Genomic DNA, 19,329 nt, shown 5'->3' on the forward strand with positions numbered 1-19,329 from the left:
TTACGCCTCCATCACGCCACGCCGGCCCAACAGGCCGCGAGGACGGACGAGCAGGATGATGACAGCCACCGCGTAAACGATGATCTGATCGATGCCAGGTATGAGCGCCTTGATCTGGGTCATCGAGGCAAATGACTGCAGGATGCCCAGCAGGAAGCCCGCTGCTACTGCGCCGGGCAGCGACCCCATGCCGCCGACCACGACCACGACAAACGAGAGCACCAGGAAATCCATGCCGAGATGGTAATTGGGCGGCAATAGCGGCGTGTACATCACCCCCGCCATCCCCGCAACGACCGCGGCAAGACCGAACATGATTGTAAATCGTCGGTCGATATTCACCCCGAGCAGACCGACCGTCTCGCGGTCGGCCATGCCCGCTCGAACCACCATGCCAAAGGTGGTGAAGCGCAGAAATGCGAATACGCCACCAAGCACCACCAATGAAAACAGCAAATAGACAAGGCGCCAAAGCGGATAGGTTACGGCGCCAGCCTGCAGCCCGAACAAGACGCCCACGTCAGCGGCGCCGCGGAAGTCGGAAGGGATCGGCTGCGGCCATGGATTGGGACCGAAAAACGCCTTAACCAACTCTTGAAGCACGATGGCAAGGCCGAACGTCACCAGAATTTGTTCCGCATGCGGGCGCTTGTAGAAATGCTTGATCAGCCCGCGCTCCATCACGATGCCGATGATGAGCATGACCGGAATGGTCAAAAGGATCGAGAGCGGGACCGAATAGTCGACGATGAATTCACCGTACGCGCCGAACCATTCCTGGGCCAACGGCGTCCGCACCTCCAGTGGCGATCCCCATGGAGAGAGTTGGGTTTCGTCGATCGTGACCGTTTCCATGGTGATGATACGGCGGAACGCGACAGCGCAGAACGCACCGAGCATGAACAAGGCCCCGTGGGCGAAATTCACCACGCCCAAGGTGCCGAAAACCAGTGTAAGGCCCAGGGCGATCAGGGCGTAGGCACCGCCCTTGTCCAGCCCGTTGAGCAATTGTGCGAAAATCGCATCCATCGAAGTGGCTCCAGATGTACTCGTGTGCCCGGCCACCTTGGCGGCCGGGCATTTGCCATGCAGCTAGGCGTGCGGCCTAGCACATGTTGGGTTCGTAGGGCCCAAGCTCACCGCCGAAGATCGCCGGGTCGTAGGTGACGCTTTCCCGAGACGCGGTGTTGACCACTTCGAGCAGATCGAACTCGTTGGATGGCGTTTCCTTGCCCTGCACGACTAGGACGTCCTTGAAGCATTGGTGGTCCGAACCACGATAGAGCGTGGGACCATTGCCCATGCCGTCGAACTCGAAATCTTCGAGCGCCGCAATCACCTCGGGTGGATAGAACGTCCCTGCCCGCTCGACGGCGTCGGCATAGAGCAGCGTTTGGACGTAGGAGGTGTGGGCTGCCTGGCTCGGCGGCGAACCCCATTTGGCACCAAACGATGCGGTGAACGCTTTGGACGCTTCATCCTGCATGCTCCAGTACCAGTTCGAAGTGCCGTAAACGCCCTGCATCGCGTCTCCGGCACCAGCCGCCATCAGATCGGAGACCAGTGGCAGAACGAGCTGGAAATCTTGTCCATTCGCCTGCCGGTCACGCAACCCGAACTGAGTTGCCTGGGTGAGAGAGTTGACGCCATCGAACCCGTAGTGATTGAGGATCAGAACGTCCGCGCCAGAGTTGAGAACCGGAGTAATATACTGGCTGAAATCGCCAGCACCCACAGGAGTCCGAACCGTCTCGACAGTTTCCCAACCCAGAGCTTCGGTAGCGGCAATCATCGACTCTTCCTGGGTCCAGCCCCAAGTGTAGTCGGCGGTCAGATGATAGGCGCGGCGCGTATTGCCATATGCAGCGCCGAGTTGGGGGCCGAGCCCCACGCCCGATTGATAGGCGTTGAAGAAGTGCCGGAAACCGTAGCGACGCTTGTCCTTGCCAGTGGTATCGTTCGAGTGCGTGAGGGCGGACATGAAGATGACGCCCATATCCTGGCATAGGCTTTGAACGGCCACGGCCGTCGCCGAGGACGAACCGCCGGTGATCATCACGGCCCCGTCGCGTTCGATCATCCGGCGTGCGGACTCGCGAGCCGGATCGGCGGCCGTTTGCGTATCGCCGGTCACATATTCGACCCGCTTGCCCAGAATGCCATTGCCCTGCAAGGCATCCGACGAAAAATGCGGGATAAGGCCGCCATCGCCTTCACCGTTCAGATGCTCGACGGCGAGCTCATAGGCCCGAAGTTCGTCAGCACCCTCGTCGGCATAAGCGCCAGTCTGAGGCACATTGAACCCCAGCGTTACGGTGTCACCGGTCGGCGCGTTGCAAAATTCCTGCGCCCATGCCCCCTTGGACAGAATAAGGGGGGAAACCCCCGTCGCCAGGATGCCAGCCATACCCGTCTTGACGACGCGACGACGGCTGATTCCGCGTTTCAAATCGCTCATAAATCTCCTCCTTTGATGCGGCGGGCCATACCTCCATATGTCCCAAATCCGCTGCCGGAGTATTCAGCCGCATTAACACAAGAGCAATATGCTATTGTAATTTATAGGAAATCTTGTAAACCTTTGACCAATCAATGCCTAAATTATGTCAAGCTATTGACAAGCGAGGGCCACATGCGAGCGCCGATCGGGCTTCGAATAAGTACACGCCGCAAGGGGTTGAGGCTCTCTCAGGCCGCACTGGCGCGAAGTGTCGAAATCTCTCCGAGCTACCTCAATCTCATCGAAGCCAACAAGCGTCAGGTCGGCGGCACGCTGCTCCAGCGCATAGCATCCGAGCTCGACATCCCCATCGATGAACTGACGGGCGAAGCGGAGCATCGACTCATTCATGAACTCGTGGAGACCTTTGCCGACCCCGCACTTGCCGATGTCGGACTGGGGATGGAGACGGCACGCAGCCTTGTTGCCACGCAGCCCGAAATCGCCCGTGTCATTGCCAAGCTCTATCGAGCCTATATGGCCGCTTCCGCCAGCGCGGATGCATACGCCAACCGACTGAGGGCCGACCCGCTTCTCAGCCAATTGCTGCATCAGGTTCTCTCGGGCATCACCGCGGTTCGATCCTCGGCCGAGATTCTCGAGGACGTGGATGATCTCAGCACCGCCGAGCGGGCTCAATTCGTCACCTCGATCACAAAAGAGACACGCGGCCTCTCGGCAGTGGCACAAAATCTCATCGGGCAGTTCGATCACGCGAGCACCGTAAGAAAATCGGCCTCTGTGCGGCGCGAACTGGACGACATGATCTTCGCGGCGCGCAATTATTTTCCCGCGCTCGAACAACGTGGTGCCGAAATTGCTCGGGACATGCGGTCATCCGGTGCCATCGGAGAGGCTGCCATCGCCCATCTGCTCGAGACCGTGCATGGCGTCAGGGTAGAGCGCAACGCGCGGCCCAACTCTGGCCGTGCTTTCGGTCATGATGCCGAACGGGGCGTCCTGTGGTTCCGAAACACTGTCCCGCAGTCTACTCGCCAGTTTCAAATGGTCAGGTTGATCTCTGAGTTGACCAGCGGCAACGTGCTGACTGAAGCCGTCGGGGTGCCCCACCTGTCTTCGGAAACGGCCCGCCATCTTGCGCGAAAATATCTCACCTCATACATCGCCGGCGCGGCACTGTTTCCCTATGGCCAGTTTCTCGGCGACGCGGAATCGCTGCGCTATGACGTCGAAGCACTGAGCGAACGCTACAACGCAAGTTTCGAACAGATCGCCCACCGGCTCGTGACGCTGCGAGCCGAGGGTGCGGAAGGGGTTCCGTTCGGTTTCCTGCGTTCCGACCCGGCGGGGCGCCTCACCAAGCACTTTCCCCTCCCTGGCCTTTTGTTACCCCATACCGGGCATGCCTGCCCTCTTTGGGCCCTTTATGGGGCTTTTCGATCATCGGGCCAGCTGATCCGGCAAGTGGTTCGATTTTCCGATGGCTCGCGGTTTCTGTTCGTGGCCAAGGCGGTTTCGCGCCGCGCCTCCGGCTTCACCGACCAGGCTCTTCCCCATTCGGTCCTGCTTGTTACCGACATTCTTCATGCCGACCGCACCGTCTATGCCGACGGATTGGACCTGAGCGACTCCGATGCCGATGTTCCGGTCGGACCGACGTGCCGCCTGTGCACCCGAACCGATTGCGTCAGCCGAGAGGAGGCACCTTTCGCTCCCGGGGACGAGCCTACCCTGACCACCGCCCGTGCCTGACAGCATTTACAGGGGCTTGGCGAATGAAGCCAATTGCGGTTATGTGAAAGCGAGTCCTGAGGAGGAAGGGGCTCGGAGGGGGAGTTTTGGCGATCGATATTCTCATTGCAGAAGACGAACCAAGCATCCTTGAAGCACTTGATTTCGTTCTAAAAAGAGCAGGATGGACAATCAGTGCTGTCATGGATGGCGAGGCCGTCATGGACGCCGTACGGCGACAGCGGCCGCGCGTGCTCGTTCTCGACATAATGCTGCCCAAACGCAGCGGTTTTGAAGTACTCAAGCAGATCCGGGCAGATCGGAGCACTGCCGATCTGCCCGTTCTCGTCCTGACGGCAAAGGGGCAGCAGCAGGACCGCCGTATCGCTGAAGAGCTTGGCGCCAACAAATTCGTGACCAAACCCTATTCCAACGCCGACGTGGTTGATGCCGTACGCAGCTTGCTCGGCGCGCCCGCCGACGACCGACAGCCCGGTTGAAGGTGACGGGCGATGACACGGCGTAAGATCATTGGTGCGTCGCTGTTTTTTACGCTGTTCGGGGCAATGGCTACCCTGCCGCCTCTCATACTGCTGTTCAGGTTCGACGGTTTTATCGCCGGCGTGCCGGTAGCCACGCTTTTCCTTTTCGGGCTCTGGGTGTTTCTCGTTATCGGAGCTGCATGGTTCGGCTACGTACTGCCACGCGATGAACCTCACCAATTGCCCGGCGAGGAGCGCCGATGACACTAACGGCCGACCTCGTCATCGCGACTGCCGTGGCCTATGTCGGACTGTTGTTCGTTATCGCCTATCTCGGCGATAGGCACACGCGGAGTCGAAGCGGGGGATTTCTGCGATCTCCCTTCGTTTATACCCTCTCCATCTCGGTCTATTGCACGAGTTGGACCTTTTATGGCGCCGTTGGCACCGCAGCCCGCAACGGGCTGGAATACCTGACAATTTATCTTGGTCCGACAGTCGTTTTCATCGGATGGTGGTTCATTCTGAGGCGTCTGGTCCGTATCAGTCACGACCAGCGCATCACGTCAATCGCAGACCTGCTGTCGTCTCGATTCGGCAAATCGAGCACCCTCGCCGTGCTCATAACCGTGCTGGCCGTTATCGCCATCGCCCCCTACATCGCTCTGCAGCTCAAGGCCATAACCTCATCCATCGAAGCCATCGCTGGATCGTCCGAATTCGGACGTGGAAGCCTTGAGGGCTGGGACGAGGTGGGGCTGGCCTTCGGCGTGGCAGCCGGTATGGCCGTTTTCACTATCCTTTTCGGGACCCGCAACGTCGACGCCAAGGAACAACATCATGGCGTGGTGGCGGCGATCGCGTTCGAGGCCGTGGTAAAGCTCGCGGCCCTGCTCGCCGTCGGCTTTTTCGTAGTCTATATCGGCGGCGGTATGGATGCGATTTTTGCCAATGCCGAGACGGCGGGACTGAGCATCCATGCGGGAGACACCTTCGGCGATCGTTGGATTTCAATGATGGTGCTGGCCGCTGCGGCGATCATCTGCCTTCCACGACAGTTTCAGGTGACGGTCGTGGAAAATTCAGACGAAAAGCACCTCCGAACGGCGAGTTGGGCCTTTCCCGCCTATATGCTCGCAATGAGCCTCTTCACGCTCCCTATCGCATTGTTTGGCCTTACTTTTATGCCAGCGGGCTCAAATCCCGATATGTTCGTGCTTACGCTCCCGTTGGCACAGGGCCAGGATGCATTGGCCCTGTTTGCGTTCATCGGCGGATTTTCCTCGGCAACGTCGATGATTATCCTTGAATCCATTGCGCTTTCGATAATGGTTTCAAACCATATCGTTGTGCCGATCATGCTGCGGCTGACGTCTGGCGACGGGATCGGGGATGGTCAGGGCGTAAGGCGGTTGATCCTCAACGCACGGCGCCTCTCGATCATGCTTATCCTGTTGCTGGGGTTTGCATATTTCTATCTGACCCGCGGGTCGGATGCCCTCGCGCCCATTGGATTGATTTCATTTACAGGGGTTGCACAATTTCTGCCGGCGATACTTGCGAGCCTTTTCTGGCGTGATGCTTCAACAAAAGCCGCTATCTGCGCAGTATCGATTGGTTTTGTCGTATGGCTGTGGTCAAGTTTCATGCCATCATTTGCCTCGTCATCCCCCCTTGTCGCCTCCGTGATGACCAATGGACCCTGGGGGATTGAGTGGCTACGCCCACAAGGCTTGTTCGGCTTTGACGACCTCGATCCGCTCACCCATGCAGTGTTCTGGAGTCTGTTCTTAAACACCACTGTTTTGATCCTGGGTTCGCTGGTGACAAACCAGTCGGCGCTCGAACATGTTCAGGCGGCGCTCTTTCTCAACGTCTTCCGGCGTACCAGCAACGAGGCGAGCCCGCTCCGGGGATCGGCTACCGCTGATGACCTTTTTCTGGTCGCAAGACGGGTGCTGGGCCACGATCGCGCCGTTGCGCTGTTTTCCGAAGAAGCCAAGCAGGCCCGGATGCCGTGGACGACACTGGAGCCGAGTTCATCGTTCATCCGACGGCTCGAGCGCGAGATGGCCGGATCGATCGGCGCGGCGTCGGCCCATGTCATGCTGTCGAAGGTGGTTTCCGGCGATTCCATATCGCTCGAAGAGGTCATGCAGATGGCCGACGAGACGCAGCAGGCCATCGAATACTCCCAGGAACTCGAAAAGACCTCCACCCAATTGCGGGCCACCGCCGAAAAACTCGAGGAGGCAAATCGGCAATTGCGCAAAGTGGATCTGCAAAAGGATGAGTTTCTCAGCCAGGTGAGCCATGAGGTCCGCACGCCGATGACAGCAATCCGGGCCTTTTCCGAAATCCTGCTCAGTGAAGACGAGCTCGACGAAAATTCGAAGACCAAATTCGTATCGACCATCCACAAGGAAAGTCTGCGCCTGACCTCACTGCTGGACGAAATTCTCGACCTTTCGGCACTCGAACGCGGCGAAAGGGCCTGGGAAAACCGGCCCATAGATGCCGAGGAATCGCTCGATCAGGCCCTTCGGGTCTGCGATGCGCTGGCGCGTCAGAACAATACGCAGGTCAAGATCGGCACCAGGGCGTCAGCCGCCTATGTCCGATCCGACCCCGACCGGCTGAGCCAGGTGCTTATCAATCTTATTTCCAACGCCATCAAATACAACGGCGCCATCGCCCCGATTGTCGAAGTGCGTTCCAGGCTCAAGAAGGGTGCCTATATCATCGAAGTGGAAGACAACGGCATCGGGATTGCCGAGGAGGAACGCCCGCGAATCTTCGACAAGTTCTATCGAGGAAGGCTGGGCGAAACAGGGCCATATGCCGGGGCGGGACTGGGGCTGCCGATAAGTCGGGAAATCATTTCGCGGATGGACGGCGTACTTGAACTGGTTTCCAACGTCGAAGAAGGCGCCTGTTTCCGTATCACCCTTCCGCTAATCACCCGAAGCGAAGCGGGTGCAGCGCAATAGCCGGATCAACGCATAGGCAGGACGGCAATATTGTCGATAAGGCGCACGCCATCGAGCCAGCCCGCAGCCAGTAACCGGGCTGGGCGGTCCAACTCGAAAATCGGTTCAAGCGTTTCGGCATCGCGCAGTTCGAGGTACTCAACCTCCGAGTACCCCCCCTTCAAAAGCGCTGACCTTGCTGCGTCGGTGGCCGCGGCAACCGGCTGACCTGCTTGGATGGCCGCACCCGCCGCACTCAGCGCTTCGGTCATAGCCGGGGCCAGTTTGCGAGCCGCTTCGCTCAACCTGACGTTGCGCGAAGACATCGCCAACCCGTCAGCCTCGCGCACCGTTGGTACGCCAACGATTTCGACAGGGATGTCCAGATCCCGCGCCAGCCGTCGGATGACGCTGAGCTGCTGAAAGTCCTTCTCGCCGAAAAATGCCGCATTCGCCTGCGTCTGAAGCAACAGCTTGGTGACCACGGTTGCAACGCCATCGAAATGACCGGGACGATGCTCCCCGCAAAGCCCTTCGCTCAATCGGGAGACGGAGACCTTGGTGACAAAGCCTTCGGGATACATCTCCTCGACGCTCGGTGCATAAAGCAGATCAACATGCTCGGCCTCGAGCCTTGCGATGTCCGATGCTTCATCGCGCGGATATTTGGCCAGATCCTCGGCATTGTTGAATTGGCTGGGATTGACAAAAAGCGTGACGATAACGCGCTTCGCCCTGCCCCTGGCTGCTCTCACGAGCGATAAATGCCCCTCGTGCAATGCCCCCATAGTGGGCACGACCGCAATATTATCCCCGGCTTGACGCCACTGGGCTACTTGCGCCCTGACCTCGGCGACACTCCGAAGGACGAGCATACTCATCCGGCATCCGGAACGCTGGCAGGGACATCGCCGAAGACATGTTCGGCTGCCGGAAAGCGCCGCGAACGAACATCTTCGGCATAGGCCGCTATGGCTTTGTCTGCGTCTCCAGCCAGGTCGGCATAGCGCTTGACGAATTTGGGCCTGAAATCGGCGAACATGCCCAACATGTCGTCGACAACCAGAATCTGTCCGTCGCACGCCGCTGAAGCGCCAATACCAATCGTGGGAATATCTATGTCCGACGTAATGCGTCGCGCCAGAATATCGGGTACCTTTTCGATGACGACCGCAAAGGCTCCTGCCTCGGAAACGGCTTGTGCATCGCGCAGAATGGCATGGGCATCGGCACCCCGCCCCTGAACCTTATACCCACCTATCGTGTGGACGGACTGTGGCGTAAGCCCGATATGAGCCATCACCGGAATCGAGCGGCGAGTCAAAAAGGCGATGGTTTCAGCCATATGCACGCCGCCTTCGAGTTTGACGGCGTCACACCCCGTCTCCCGCATCAATGTCGCGGCATTGTGGAACGCCTGTTCAGGGCTTTGCTCATAGGCGCCGAACGGCAGATCGACCACCATTAGGGCCGATTTCAGGCCGCGACGAACAGCCCTGCCGTGCATTATCATCATGTCGAGATCGACCCCGAGCGTATTGGGCAGGCCATGCAACACCATGCCCACGCTGTCCCCGACCAGAACGAGATCGCAATGGTTGTCGACAAGCTGTGCGATCGGCGTTGTGTAGGCCGTAAGGCAAACGATGGGTTGGCCGCCTTTCCGGGCCAAAATGGCCGGTGGGCTCTGTGGCGGCCTGGGCGCACTGCCATAAGTCATCGGAACTCTCCCACATGTGACCGGCTCGGAACCGGATCGCTCATGTCCGCTATATGGCGGCTCTCATAGCCGATCTCAAGGCGCTCTCAAACCCAGACCTTGGGCTGATTGGGACAAATTGCCTATTGAAGCGCGACAAACTGCGGGGCGGCCGTTCGACAATCGGTCCACCATGTTGCCGTCATTTGGAACAGCGAACACACCATGACCAGTGGCGTCACTTCAGCGTTTCTGGCTCTCGTTTCGCAGGACAGGGCCTTGACCCTTCGATTTATCGAAGCCACCAAGGACAAGCACAGCGACGAGGCCATAAACGCCATCGCAAGATTTGCACGCGAGGTCGGATTCGATCTCAGCTTTGAAGACATCAGGTCCATTGCCGACGCACCGCATCTGCATCGTTAACATCAGGTTAAATTACCCGCTTTAGCATTGTCCCCCAGCGTAGGAAGCTGGAGGACCCAGACTTGGCAGCCGCAATCCCCCATTCCCTGTTTTCGACCGATACGCTCGATCCCGCCAACAGATTTGGTGCCTGGCGCGACCAGCTTTCCGTGGTTTTCGATCCTCACCTTTCAGATACCCTGGCGCCGGAACGCTTTTCCGCAACGGTCAGCGGGTACCGCCTGGGCGCTTTGAGCCACATGCGGTGCAGAGCGACAAGTCAGCACTTTGTGCGCGACCGCCGCAAAATCGACGCTGACGGACTCGACAACTACATGATCCAGATCTTCCGCCGAGGCGAATGTGTAGCCAGTTCGCCAAAAGGCGAAGTCGTTATGAAAGCCGGTGAAATCTGCATATTCGACAATGCCCAGCCGCTCGATTCCTGCAACAGCGATTTCGACCTCTTGTCGCTCTTCGTTCCGCGCGAGATGCTGGCACCACTCATAAGCTATCCCGACAGCAGGCACCTGTCACACATCGCGGCGGACAGCCCCCTGGCTGCCCTGCTCCACAACCATCTTGCAATGCTCCATCAAACCGCCGACGAACTGACCTGGGAAGATGCCCAACTGCTGGTCGGCCCTACCCTTTCACTGCTGGCGGCAACTCTCAACGGCGCCCCTGATGCAGCAGAGGGCAGCGAACGGGCAATTCAGTTGGCGCTGACAACGACCATCAAGCGGTTTGTCGATGAGAATCTCGCAAGCCCCGAACTTTCCGCTGAGACCCTAATGGAAGCTTTCGGCGTATCCCGCGCACGTCTGTACCGCCTGTTTGGTGCCTATGACGGTGTCGCCACCTATATACGGGACCGCAGGCTGGGCATGGCCATGACAATCTTGCGAAACCCCGCTCAACAGAGCCGCAAGATAATCGATATAGCCTACGCGACGGGGTTCGGATCGGAAAGCTCATTTATCAGGGCTTTCCGCCGCCGCTATGGGCATACGCCGGCCGATTGCCGCCTCGACCATACGCCATCGGCGCATTTTGCGATTGCCGACCCCATCGATTCGAACTGGAGCGACTGGATGCGCTCGGCTTGAACAAGCCAGTCAGGCTTGGCCAAGTGATTGAATGGAATCGAGCAGACGGACCGCAATGAGCAGGCTGCTGCCGGTAGCCATGATCATCTGGGGCAGGACGAGCCATTCCAATGTCCAGGCAGCGCCTGAGCGCTCCTGTTCGTGCACCAGCGACTGGGCCAGGATGCCGCTGCTTCCCGCCGTGTAACGGGCCAGTGTGACGAGCACCTCGGCCGAAACCGGATTTGACTTGTGCGGCATGGCGGAAGAGCCTCCGCCCCCGGCCAGCACAACATCGCCGACGGCGTTCTGAGCCATCAGGGCAATATCCTGCCCCATCTTGCCCAGGCTGCCAGAGACGAGACCGAGCCAGCCGGCAAACTCAACGATGCTGTCGCGCTGGTTGTGCCAGGATTTCTCTGTGACGCCCAGGCCCAGCCGGCTCGCCAGCGCGCTTGTAACGAGCGAGCCGTCTTCTCCGAGCTTTTCGAGCACGCCTACGGCGCCGCCATACTGCACGACCAGGAGACGTGCCTTGATCTCTTCGAGACGCAAGCGATGCCGGACAAGCGGCGCAGACCAATCGGCGATCCGGTCAGCAACGGAAATTTCAAGCGCATCCTGCATGCGTGTCCGGGCCATGAGTTTGCAGTCCCCAAATCGATCGGACAGATCAGCAAGCATGGTTTCGACCGCCGCAATGCGGGAAGCGAGAATGGTCGTTATCGATTTGAGGCGAATAACGAGACTTGTGTCGATCACATCCTGGCTGGTCGCACCGAAATGGAATGATCTGGCGACCTGACTATCAAGACCCTTCCGCATCTGCTTGACCAGTTCGGGAGCAACCACCCCATCCCGCCCCAACCCGGCCCTCAGGCCCCCGAAATCAGGGGCGTACTCGTCTGCCAGACGCGCAATGGAGCCTGCATCGGCGAGCGGAATGATCCCGCATTCGGCCTGCGCCTGTGCAAGCGCCATTTCGAACGCCACCATGGCCTCCACATCGGCCCGGGCCGACAGCAATTCCGCCAGTTCGGGATCGCCGAACAGGCCAGAGAGAATGGGATGATCGAAGGCGGAAAGAGACATCAGACGTCCAGAAACACCGTTTCGTTTTCACCCTGAAGGTAGATGTCGAAGGTTACGACATTGCCATCGCGCTGGCCGATCATCGTTTTGTCGCGGGCGATCATGCGCGCCTTGGCCAGCACCGGATCTTTTTGGTTGGCCTCTTGCTCGTCCGAAAAATACATCCGGGTCTGCAACCCGACATTGATGCCCCGCGCCACGATCCAGAAGGTAATGTGGGGCGCCATGAGGCCGCCGCCGGCAGGAACCGGCCCCGGCTTAATGGTATCGAACGAAAACTCGCCGTTGGCGCCGGCGGGCTGGCGCCCCCAGCCCGAAAAATTTGGGTCGACGCCTGAGCGGTGCTCCATGGGGCTGTTGTAGATGCCGTTGGCATCGGCCTGCCAGATTTCGATGACGCAGTCCGCGACCGGATTGCCGCCGCCATCGATAACCCGGCCGGTGACAGTTATGCGTTCGCCCTTAACCCCTTCAGACACGACCCTGAGGCCGAGATCCTCGGGGATCACCCCGCCAATGTCGTATTCATTCGGAGTCATGCCGATATGCACGTAGGGACCGGCCGTTTGCGAGGGCGTTTCCTTGAGGTAGTCAAGCGGCTTCGACATCAATTGCCCTCCTTGCGGTTTTCAAAGAAGGTCGAACGGCGACCGCGAAGCACGATATCGAAACGATAGGCGCGCAGATCCATCGGGATCGTGTTGTTCATATCGAGCCGGGCGACGAGCCGGTCGATCGCATCGGGATCGCTGATCGTGTTGACGATGGGGCAGATCTTGATGAGCGGATCTCCCTCGAAATACATCTGGCTGATGAGACGCTGGGCAAAGCCGGTGCCGAACAGCGAGAAATGGATATGGGCGGGACGCCAGTCGTTGACCCCATTGGGCCAGGGATAGGGCCCGGGCTTGATGGTGCGGAACCAGTAATATCCGTCCTCATCGGTGATCGTGCGGCCGAAGCCGCCGAAATTGGGATCGAGCGGCGCGCGATAGCCTTCACGCTTGTGGCGATAGCGCCCGCCCGCATTGGCCTGCCAGAACTCGACGAGCACATTGGGCACGGGCTTCGCGTTCTGGTCAATGACCCGGCCATGCACGACGATGCGCTGGCCGATGGCTTCCTCGCCGGGCCTTGCATAATTGATGATGAGATCATTGTCGTATTCGCCCAGCATGTTGTGGCCGAAGGCCGGGCCTGTCTTTTCGCTCAACGTACTGGCAAAACTGATGAGCGATTGCCTGGGCGCCCGCAAAACCGAGGACTTGTATCCCGGCGCAAACGCTGGCGGATGCTGGGAATGATCGCGCTCCATAAAGGCCGCGGCTTCGGCACGCGAATTGCTAAAACGGTTATTCATGCTTGCCTTCCTTCATGCGCTCGAGAGCCTGCCGGGCGAGCTTTATGGCGTGGTTGGCGGTGGGAACGCCCGCGTAGATCGCGACATGAAGCATGATCTCGCGGATGTCGTCCTCGGTGGCGCCGGTGCGGGCGGTCGCCTCGATATGCATCACCATTTCCTCATAGTGCCCGAGAGCGGCCAGAAGGGCGATGGTGACAATCGAGCGTTGCCGCTTGTCCCAATTGTCGCGCGACCACACATGGCCCCACGCGGCCTCGGTGATAAGCTCCTGGAACGGGCGTTCGAACTCGGAGGTCGCGGCCGCCCGCCTGTCGACATAGCCTTCGCCGAGCACGCTACGGCGCGTCGCCATGCCCTGATTGTGGCGGGCCGATCGGCCCTCGTGCTGCGTCATTGCGCATGCTCCCTGTTTTTTGCCCGCGTGGTCAGCGCGGCAATGGCCGCTGCAACCGGTTGGGGTGTTTCGATGCAGGGCAGATGCCCCGCCCCCTCTATGACCTGAAAATCGCTGTTTGGAATAGCATCGGCAAAACCATGCACAAGGTCGGGTGGCGTCGCGCCATCCTCCGAGCCCACCAGAACCGAGGTGGGAACGGCTATCGAAGCCGTATCGGCGCGGCGGGCGAAGCGTAAAGGGGATTGCCGGAGGCTCTGAATCCGGCGCTGAACCAGCGTTCCATGATGCCTTCGGTGACCGATGCGAGGCCGCCGCTGGCGATGGCCTTGATGCGCCTGTTCCAGAAGTCGGGCTCACCGATCCTGGCAGCCGTATCACACAGAACGAGGCCCGCAACGAGGTCGCGCCGATCGAAATAGAGCTGCTGGGCGACCTGGCCACCGACCGACAGTCCGCAGATGACGACCTTAGACAAACCAAGGGCGTCGAGCAGTCCCGCGAGATCGCCAGCGTGGTCGGCGACCGAATATGGCGTTTCGCCAAGGGAGGAAAGCCCGTGCCCCCGCTTGTCGTAAACGACGACGCCCAACTCGGCATCGAGCGCGGCGACCACGGCGTCCCATATGCGGAAATCGGTGCCCAGGGAATTGATGAACACAATCGTAGCAGCACCATCGGCAGCGGCGCGCACGCGATAGTGCAGGACGATGTCGCCAATTTTTATGCAGTCCATAAGGCTCCTCCAAGGGAAACAGATTGGTACGGACGAATGGTTTTGTAAAATGAAACTGTCGGCGATATAGATAACCTATAGATTATGGGTATTGAATTGATCGACAGCCGCGTCCGCTTCCGCCATTTGCGCACCTTCATAGAGGTGGTCCGCCAGAATTCCGTCGGGCGGGCGGCGCAGGTACTTGCGGTCAGCCAACCGGCTGTGACCAAGACCATCCGCGAACTCGAAGAGATTCTCGACAAGAAGCTGTTTGAAAAAGACGGACGCGGTCTCAAGGTCACGCGCTATGGCGAAGTGTTCCTGCGTCATGCCGGTGCCTCGGTGGCTGCCCTCCAGACCGGCATTGACAGCCTGAGCCGCGTCGATGCCGGGCCGCCGGTCAGGATTGGAGCATTGCCCACCGTATCGGCACGCATAATGCCCGGGGTGATGGAGCGCTTCCTGGCGGAGGGCACCGACAGCCCGGTCAAGATCGTGACCGGAGAAAATCAGGTACTGCTGGGCCAACTGCGCACCGGAACGCTTGACCTGGTGGTAGGGCGGCTCGCGGCCCCCGAGCAGATGGCCGGCCTCACCTTCGAGTATCTCTATTCCGAACAGGTGCGCTTCGTCGTCCGCGCCGGACATCCGCTGCTTGCCGGAAACCAGTTCGACTTCGAGCGCATTCGCGATTATACGATCCTGATGCCCCCAATCGGTTCGGTCATCCGCCCCTATGTCGACCGGTATCTTCTTGCGCACGGGTTGGCCGAACTGCCTCATGCCATCGAAACGGTTTCGGATTCCTTCGGGCACGTCTTTGTGTCGCAGACCGACGCCATCTGGGTCATTTCCGAGGGCGTAGTGATCCGCGAGATGACTGCGGGCCGTCTTGCCGCGTTGCCTGTCGACACCACGGAAACCCAGGGCGCCGTCGGCCTGACCACACGGGAGGACTCGCCCTCCAATGCCTCGCTCGAAATCCTGACCCACACCATACGCGACGTTATCCGCGAACGCGCCGGCTGAGCCCTTCACGTAACGCCTGCGGCCCATGCCCCAGCCGCCGCGACATGAAGCGGCTGAAATAGGCAGGATCAGGATAGCCCAAAACGATGCCGATCTCCTTGATGCTCAGGCTCGAAAACTGAAGATAGCGCCGGGCCTCGAGCAGGATCCGCCGCTCGATGATCGTCAGGGCCGAAAGCCCGAGAACCTGCCGGCACACGCGGTTGAGATGAGTTGGCGTTATCCCCAACCGGCTCGCGTAAAATCCCACCTTGCGCGTATCCCGGAAATGGCGGTCGACAAGGCCCAGAAACGCGTGAGCGTGCCGCTCGGCCGGCCCCGTGCCCGAACCGTCGCTTCGCGCGGCCGCCAGATCGAGCCGATGGGCGGCGACAAGCAACAGGCTCAAGCGTGCCCTGAGGGCGGCAACCTGCCCCGGCGCGCTGTGATCCGCTTCGGCGATCAGCCGTTCGACAGCCTGGTCGAGCTCCTCGCCGTCCACAACCCCCGTCACCGGCTTGAGGATGCATGGCTGCATCAGTCCATCGATGGCGGTCCCGATGTCGGACAGGCCGTTTCGAACGTCCTCGATATAGAAGGTCAGAACGAAACCATCGACGCCTTCGGAAAAAACGAAGCTGTGCACAGTGAGCGGCGGCACGATGACCAGGGCCGGCGGCGAGAGCTCGAATGTGTTGCCATCGAGCATGACCGTGGCGTGTCCCCCTTTGAGGTAGAGGATCTGATAAAGCTGGTCGTGCCGATGAGGGGATATGCGAAAGCCATGCAGGCGCGACCGGGAGGTAATGGTCTCCCAATGCAGCCAGCTTTCGCCGCTGTTCTCATTCTCTCCATAGAGTGCATAAGTCGGAATGGCTTCCATGTTGCTATAATCCAACTCTTTGTCGCGCCTGTCCATTGGCAATCGTGCAGACAATCCACACTCTGCAAACAAATCAGGCAACAACGCCATTACTCGGGGAGGAATGTCATGCGCACTCAGGTTGCAATCATAGGTGCTGGACCGGCTGGACTGACCCTGGGACGGCTCCTGGAGGCCGCCGGCATCGATGCCGTGGTGATCGAACGGCGCAGCGCCGACTATGTGCTCGGACGAATCCGGGCGGGCGTTCTCGAGCAGAGTTCGGTGGACCTGCTGCGCCAGATGGGCGTCAACCAGCGCATGGATGCCGAGGGTATTTTCCATGACGGCGTTGAACTGTCCTTTAACGGCGACATGCTCCGCATAAATTTCCAGGAGTTGATCGGCCGTCGGGTGATGGTCTATGGCCAGACCGAGGTCACGCGTGACCTGATGGACGCGCGAGCTGCGTCGGGTGCCAAGTCCATCTACGAGGCAAGCAACGTCCAGATTTATGATTTCGATGGCGAAACGCCACGGATTACCTTCGACAAGGACGGACAGTCCCACCAGATCGAATGTGACTTTATTGCCGGTTGTGACGGCTTTCATGGCGTGTCCCGCGCCAGCGTTCCGGAAAAGGCCATTTCTCTTTTCGAACGCATTTATCCCTTTGGCTGGCTCGGAGTGCTTGTGGACCAGCCACCTGTCGCTGAGGAACTGATCTACGCCCATCACGAGCGGGGATTTGCCCTGTGCTCTATGCGCTCGCATTCGCGATCACGCTACTATGTCCAGGTGGGCTCAAGCGAAAAGGTCCAAGATTGGTCCGATGACAGGTTTTGGGACGAATTGCGGGCCCGTCTCAATCCCGAGATCGCAGAGAGCCTCAAGTCGGGCCCGTCGATCGAAAAATCCATCGCGCCATTGCGCAGCTTCGTTGCTGAACCTGTGCGATTTGGACGCCTGTTCCTGACCGGCGACGCCGCGCATATCGTGCCGCCAACGGGCGCAAAAGGCCTTAACATGGCCATCCACGACGTCGCCGAACTCGCCACCGCACTCAGCGAGTTTTATGGCGAACGATCAAGCGCCGGTATCGATACCTATTCCGCCAGGGTCCTGGAAAACACCTGGCGCACCGAGCGCTTTTCCTGGTGGATGACCCAACTCCTGCACACATTTCCCGATGGTGGCGATTTCGGTCGCCGCATCCAGCGCGCCGATTTCGACTACCTGGGCGCCTCCCGCATTGCACAGCAATCCCTGGCCGAAAACTACACGGGGTTCCGGCCATGAAATGACGGGCAGAAGCGCGCGTCCGCTCGTATGAGCGATCGCAGCCCCATGCCTCAATCTATCCATCGATCAACACTGAGGAGGATGTCATGATCGATTCCCACCGCACGCGAAGCGCAGCCCAGCCGGTTTGGCTGGCCATGGCTTCCGTGTTGCTGCTTTCCACAACAACGGCGCCCGGACTTGCGCAAGTCCTTGAAGACGCCTGTGTCGCATTGGCTGGCACATCGGTACAGGCAGAATCGTTGGGCCTGCCCACAGGTGGCGCAAGCCTACAGACCGCCGTGATGGCACAGCTCGATGACGGAACCTCGTTCTGTCAGGTCAATGGCGCCATCCATCCGGTGAGCGAGGCGCCTGATATCAACTTCCAGGTCAACTTGCCCGCCGAGTGGAACCAGCGTTCCGTCCAATTTGGCGGCGGCGGATACAATGGAACGCTTGTCGAGGCGACGGGACACCTGGGCAATACTGACCCGAGCCTGCCCACACCGCTCGCCCAGGGCTATGTGACCTATGGGTCGGATTCCGGGCACCAGACCACCGGCGGCATAGACGGCAGTTTTCTGCTCAATGCAGAAGCGCTGGCCAATTTTGGCGGCCTGCAACTCAAGAAGACCCATGACGTCGCGATGTATCTGATCGAGACGCTTTACGGCGAGGCACCCCAATACCGCTATTTCGCCGGGGCATCCCAGGGCGGACACGAAGCCCTCACGGTCGCCCAACGCTGGCCGCTCGACTACGAAGGCGTGTCCGTCACCTATCCTGCCTACAATTTTACAGCGCTCCAGCTCTCGGGAAACCGTAACGCCAAGGCGCTCTACGCTGACGGTGCCAAGCTTTCACCCGCGGACGTCGATACCCTCAACAGCGCCGTTTATGATGCCTGCGACGGACTGGACGGGGCCGAGGACGGCATCGTTTCCAACATCGGGGCCTGCGACGCGGCCTTCGATGTGACGACCTTGTTGTGCGAGGGCGAGAAGGCCGACGGGTGTCTGGCACAACCGCAAATCGATGCACTCGATGTCTGGAACAGCTCCTATGAATTGCCGATAACGATGCAGGGTGGGCTGCAGGACTACGCTCGCTGGCCGATCTATCATGGCGGCGATCTCTATGGCCTTTGGGGCATGGGAGCCGAGGAAGCGCCCTCTATCCCGCCAGCTCCCGTGGCTGACGCAGGTCTCTACGTCCTGGCCGACCCTCTGATCCGCTATGCCATCGCCGGCAACCCCGATGGCTTTGATTCCCTCGCATTCGAGCCGGAAGAATATCTCAGCGAGATTTCCGAAGTCTCCTATCTTATCGATGCCAACGATCCGAACCTTTCTGCCTTCCGCGATCACGGTGGCAAGATGTTGCTTATGCATGGGACGATCGACTTCGCGATCAGCCCGTTCAACACGGTGCGCTACTACGAGCGCATGGTTGAAACGTTTGGACAAGAACGCGTGGACGAATTCACCCGCTTCTACATGGTTCCTGGTTTCGGTCATGGGTCAGGTGTTTTCCAGCTTGGCTGGGACCCGCTCGGCCCGCTTGCAGACTGGGTCGAAAAGGGTGAGGCCCCTGCCGAACTTGTCGGGGTTGATCGCGCCGAAGCGACCGCCGGTCGCACCCGTCCGATGTGCATCTACCCCACCTATCCCCAATATTCGGGCCAGGGCGACATGGACGACGCCTCCGCCTTCACCTGTGCCGATCCGAACTGACCGGATTTGACAATGCCGCCGCCGGGCCCGTCCCGGCGGC

18 protein-coding genes and 1 pseudogene are annotated in these 19,329 nt (G+C 59.7%); 9 read left to right on the forward strand and 10 right to left on the reverse strand.

The annotated features are described in order from the left end of the window. Together KKY_RS08245 and KKY_RS08250 are read right to left on the reverse strand one after the other, a co-directional pair. Positions 1-1,029: a branched-chain amino acid ABC transporter permease gene (locus tag KKY_RS08245; protein WP_014130866.1), complete on the reverse strand. Its 1,029-nt coding sequence runs from the start codon at positions 1,027-1,029 to the stop codon at positions 1-3. 76 nt (positions 1,030-1,105) lie between these two features. Continuing rightward, entirely contained in the window at positions 1,106-2,458 is a 1,353-nt protein-coding gene (locus tag KKY_RS08250; protein WP_014130867.1) for a substrate-binding protein, read from the reverse strand. Between the two features lie 174 nt (positions 2,459-2,632). Between KKY_RS08250 and KKY_RS19570 the strand changes: the two genes are divergently transcribed. The 4 genes from KKY_RS19570 (at position 2,633) to KKY_RS08270 (ending at position 7,664) form a co-directional block, all read left to right on the forward strand. Then, positions 2,633-4,213, forward strand: a complete 1,581-nt coding sequence (locus tag KKY_RS19570; RefSeq protein ID WP_014130868.1) for a helix-turn-helix domain-containing protein — start codon at positions 2,633-2,635, stop codon at positions 4,211-4,213. An 86-nt stretch (positions 4,214-4,299) separates the two neighbouring features. Next, the gene (locus tag KKY_RS08260) at positions 4,300-4,692 is read left to right on the forward strand and encodes a response regulator transcription factor (protein WP_014130869.1); all 393 of its coding nucleotides are present in this window, start codon (positions 4,300-4,302) and stop codon (positions 4,690-4,692) included. A 12-nt stretch (positions 4,693-4,704) separates the two neighbouring features. After that, positions 4,705-4,938, forward strand: a complete 234-nt coding sequence (locus KKY_RS08265; RefSeq protein WP_014130870.1) for a hypothetical protein — start codon at positions 4,705-4,707, stop codon at positions 4,936-4,938. Next, positions 4,935-7,664 (forward strand): sensor histidine kinase, encoded by a 2,730-nt coding sequence (locus KKY_RS08270; RefSeq protein WP_014130871.1) that lies wholly within the window; start codon positions 4,935-4,937, stop codon positions 7,662-7,664. The genes KKY_RS08265 and KKY_RS08270 overlap by 4 nt, the downstream gene beginning before the upstream one ends. A 5-nt stretch (positions 7,665-7,669) precedes the next feature. Here KKY_RS08270 and panC read toward each other — a convergent pair whose 3' ends face one another. After that, positions 7,670-8,524 (reverse strand): pantoate--beta-alanine ligase, encoded by an 855-nt coding sequence (gene panC / locus KKY_RS08275; protein WP_041528654.1) that lies wholly within the window; start codon positions 8,522-8,524, stop codon positions 7,670-7,672. Next, positions 8,521-9,363, reverse strand: a complete 843-nt coding sequence (gene panB, locus KKY_RS08280) for a 3-methyl-2-oxobutanoate hydroxymethyltransferase (RefSeq protein ID WP_014130873.1) — start codon at positions 9,361-9,363, stop codon at positions 8,521-8,523. Before panB ends, panC begins: the two co-directional genes overlap by 4 nt. 204 nt (positions 9,364-9,567) lie before the next feature. Here panB and KKY_RS08285 point away from each other — a divergent pair, with 204 nt between their 5' ends. After that, positions 9,568-9,768: a hypothetical protein gene (locus KKY_RS08285; protein WP_014130874.1), complete on the forward strand. Its 201-nt coding sequence runs from the start codon at positions 9,568-9,570 to the stop codon at positions 9,766-9,768. A 62-nt stretch (positions 9,769-9,830) separates the two neighbouring features. Further along, positions 9,831-10,856, forward strand: coding sequence for an AraC-like ligand-binding domain-containing protein (locus KKY_RS08290; protein WP_014130875.1), 1,026 nt, complete (start codon positions 9,831-9,833; stop codon positions 10,854-10,856). Positions 10,857-10,865: 9 nt separating this feature from the next. Here KKY_RS08290 and KKY_RS08295 read toward each other — a convergent pair whose 3' ends face one another. The 5 genes and pseudogenes from KKY_RS08295 to KKY_RS08315 all read right to left on the reverse strand — a co-directional run bounded on the left by KKY_RS08295 (position 10,866) and on the right by KKY_RS08315 (position 14,420). After that, positions 10,866-11,927: a 3-carboxy-cis,cis-muconate cycloisomerase gene (locus KKY_RS08295; RefSeq protein WP_014130876.1), complete on the reverse strand. Its 1,062-nt coding sequence runs from the start codon at positions 11,925-11,927 to the stop codon at positions 10,866-10,868. Further along, positions 11,927-12,535 carry a protocatechuate 3,4-dioxygenase subunit alpha gene (gene pcaG, locus KKY_RS08300; RefSeq protein WP_014130877.1) on the reverse strand — a complete coding sequence of 203 codons (609 nt, stop codon included), beginning with the start codon at positions 12,533-12,535 and terminating at the stop codon, positions 11,927-11,929. Before pcaG ends, KKY_RS08295 begins: the two co-directional genes overlap by 1 nt. Then, a complete protein-coding gene (gene pcaH, locus KKY_RS08305) occupies positions 12,535-13,287 on the reverse strand; it encodes a protocatechuate 3,4-dioxygenase subunit beta (protein WP_014130878.1) in 753 nt (250 codons plus the stop codon). The genes pcaG and pcaH overlap by 1 nt, the downstream gene beginning before the upstream one ends. Continuing rightward, complete coding sequence (gene pcaC / locus KKY_RS08310) at positions 13,280-13,684, reverse strand: 4-carboxymuconolactone decarboxylase (RefSeq protein WP_014130879.1); 405 nt, start codon at positions 13,682-13,684, stop codon at positions 13,280-13,282. The genes pcaH and pcaC overlap by 8 nt, the downstream gene beginning before the upstream one ends. Further along, positions 13,681-14,420: pseudogene (locus KKY_RS08315) on the reverse strand (alpha/beta fold hydrolase). Before KKY_RS08315 ends, pcaC begins: the two are co-directional and overlap by 4 nt. A gap of 96 nt (positions 14,421-14,516) precedes the next feature. Here KKY_RS08315 and pcaQ point away from each other — a divergent pair. Then, positions 14,517-15,431: a pca operon transcription factor PcaQ gene (gene pcaQ / locus KKY_RS08320; protein WP_041529249.1), complete on the forward strand. Its 915-nt coding sequence runs from the start codon at positions 14,517-14,519 to the stop codon at positions 15,429-15,431. On the opposite strand, the gene KKY_RS08325 is transcribed toward pcaQ, so the two are convergent. Beyond that, complete coding sequence (locus KKY_RS08325) at positions 15,409-16,293, reverse strand: helix-turn-helix domain-containing protein (RefSeq protein ID WP_014130883.1); 885 nt, start codon at positions 16,291-16,293, stop codon at positions 15,409-15,411. The genes pcaQ and KKY_RS08325 overlap by 23 nt on opposite strands. 108 nt (positions 16,294-16,401) lie before the next feature. Here KKY_RS08325 and pobA point away from each other — a divergent pair, with 108 nt between their 5' ends. Both pobA and KKY_RS08335 read left to right on the forward strand, forming a co-directional pair. Then, a complete protein-coding gene (gene pobA, locus KKY_RS08330; RefSeq protein WP_014130884.1) occupies positions 16,402-17,571 on the forward strand; it encodes a 4-hydroxybenzoate 3-monooxygenase in 1,170 nt (389 codons plus the stop codon). A gap of 89 nt (positions 17,572-17,660) precedes the next feature. Then, positions 17,661-19,289 carry a tannase/feruloyl esterase family alpha/beta hydrolase gene (locus tag KKY_RS08335; RefSeq protein ID WP_014130885.1) on the forward strand — a complete coding sequence of 543 codons (1,629 nt, stop codon included), beginning with the start codon at positions 17,661-17,663 and terminating at the stop codon, positions 19,287-19,289. The last annotated feature ends 40 nt before the right edge of the window (positions 19,290-19,329 follow it).

This window comes from Pelagibacterium halotolerans B2, from assembly GCF_000230555.1.
Taxonomy (GTDB): Bacteria; Pseudomonadota; Alphaproteobacteria; order Rhizobiales; family Devosiaceae; genus Pelagibacterium; species Pelagibacterium halotolerans.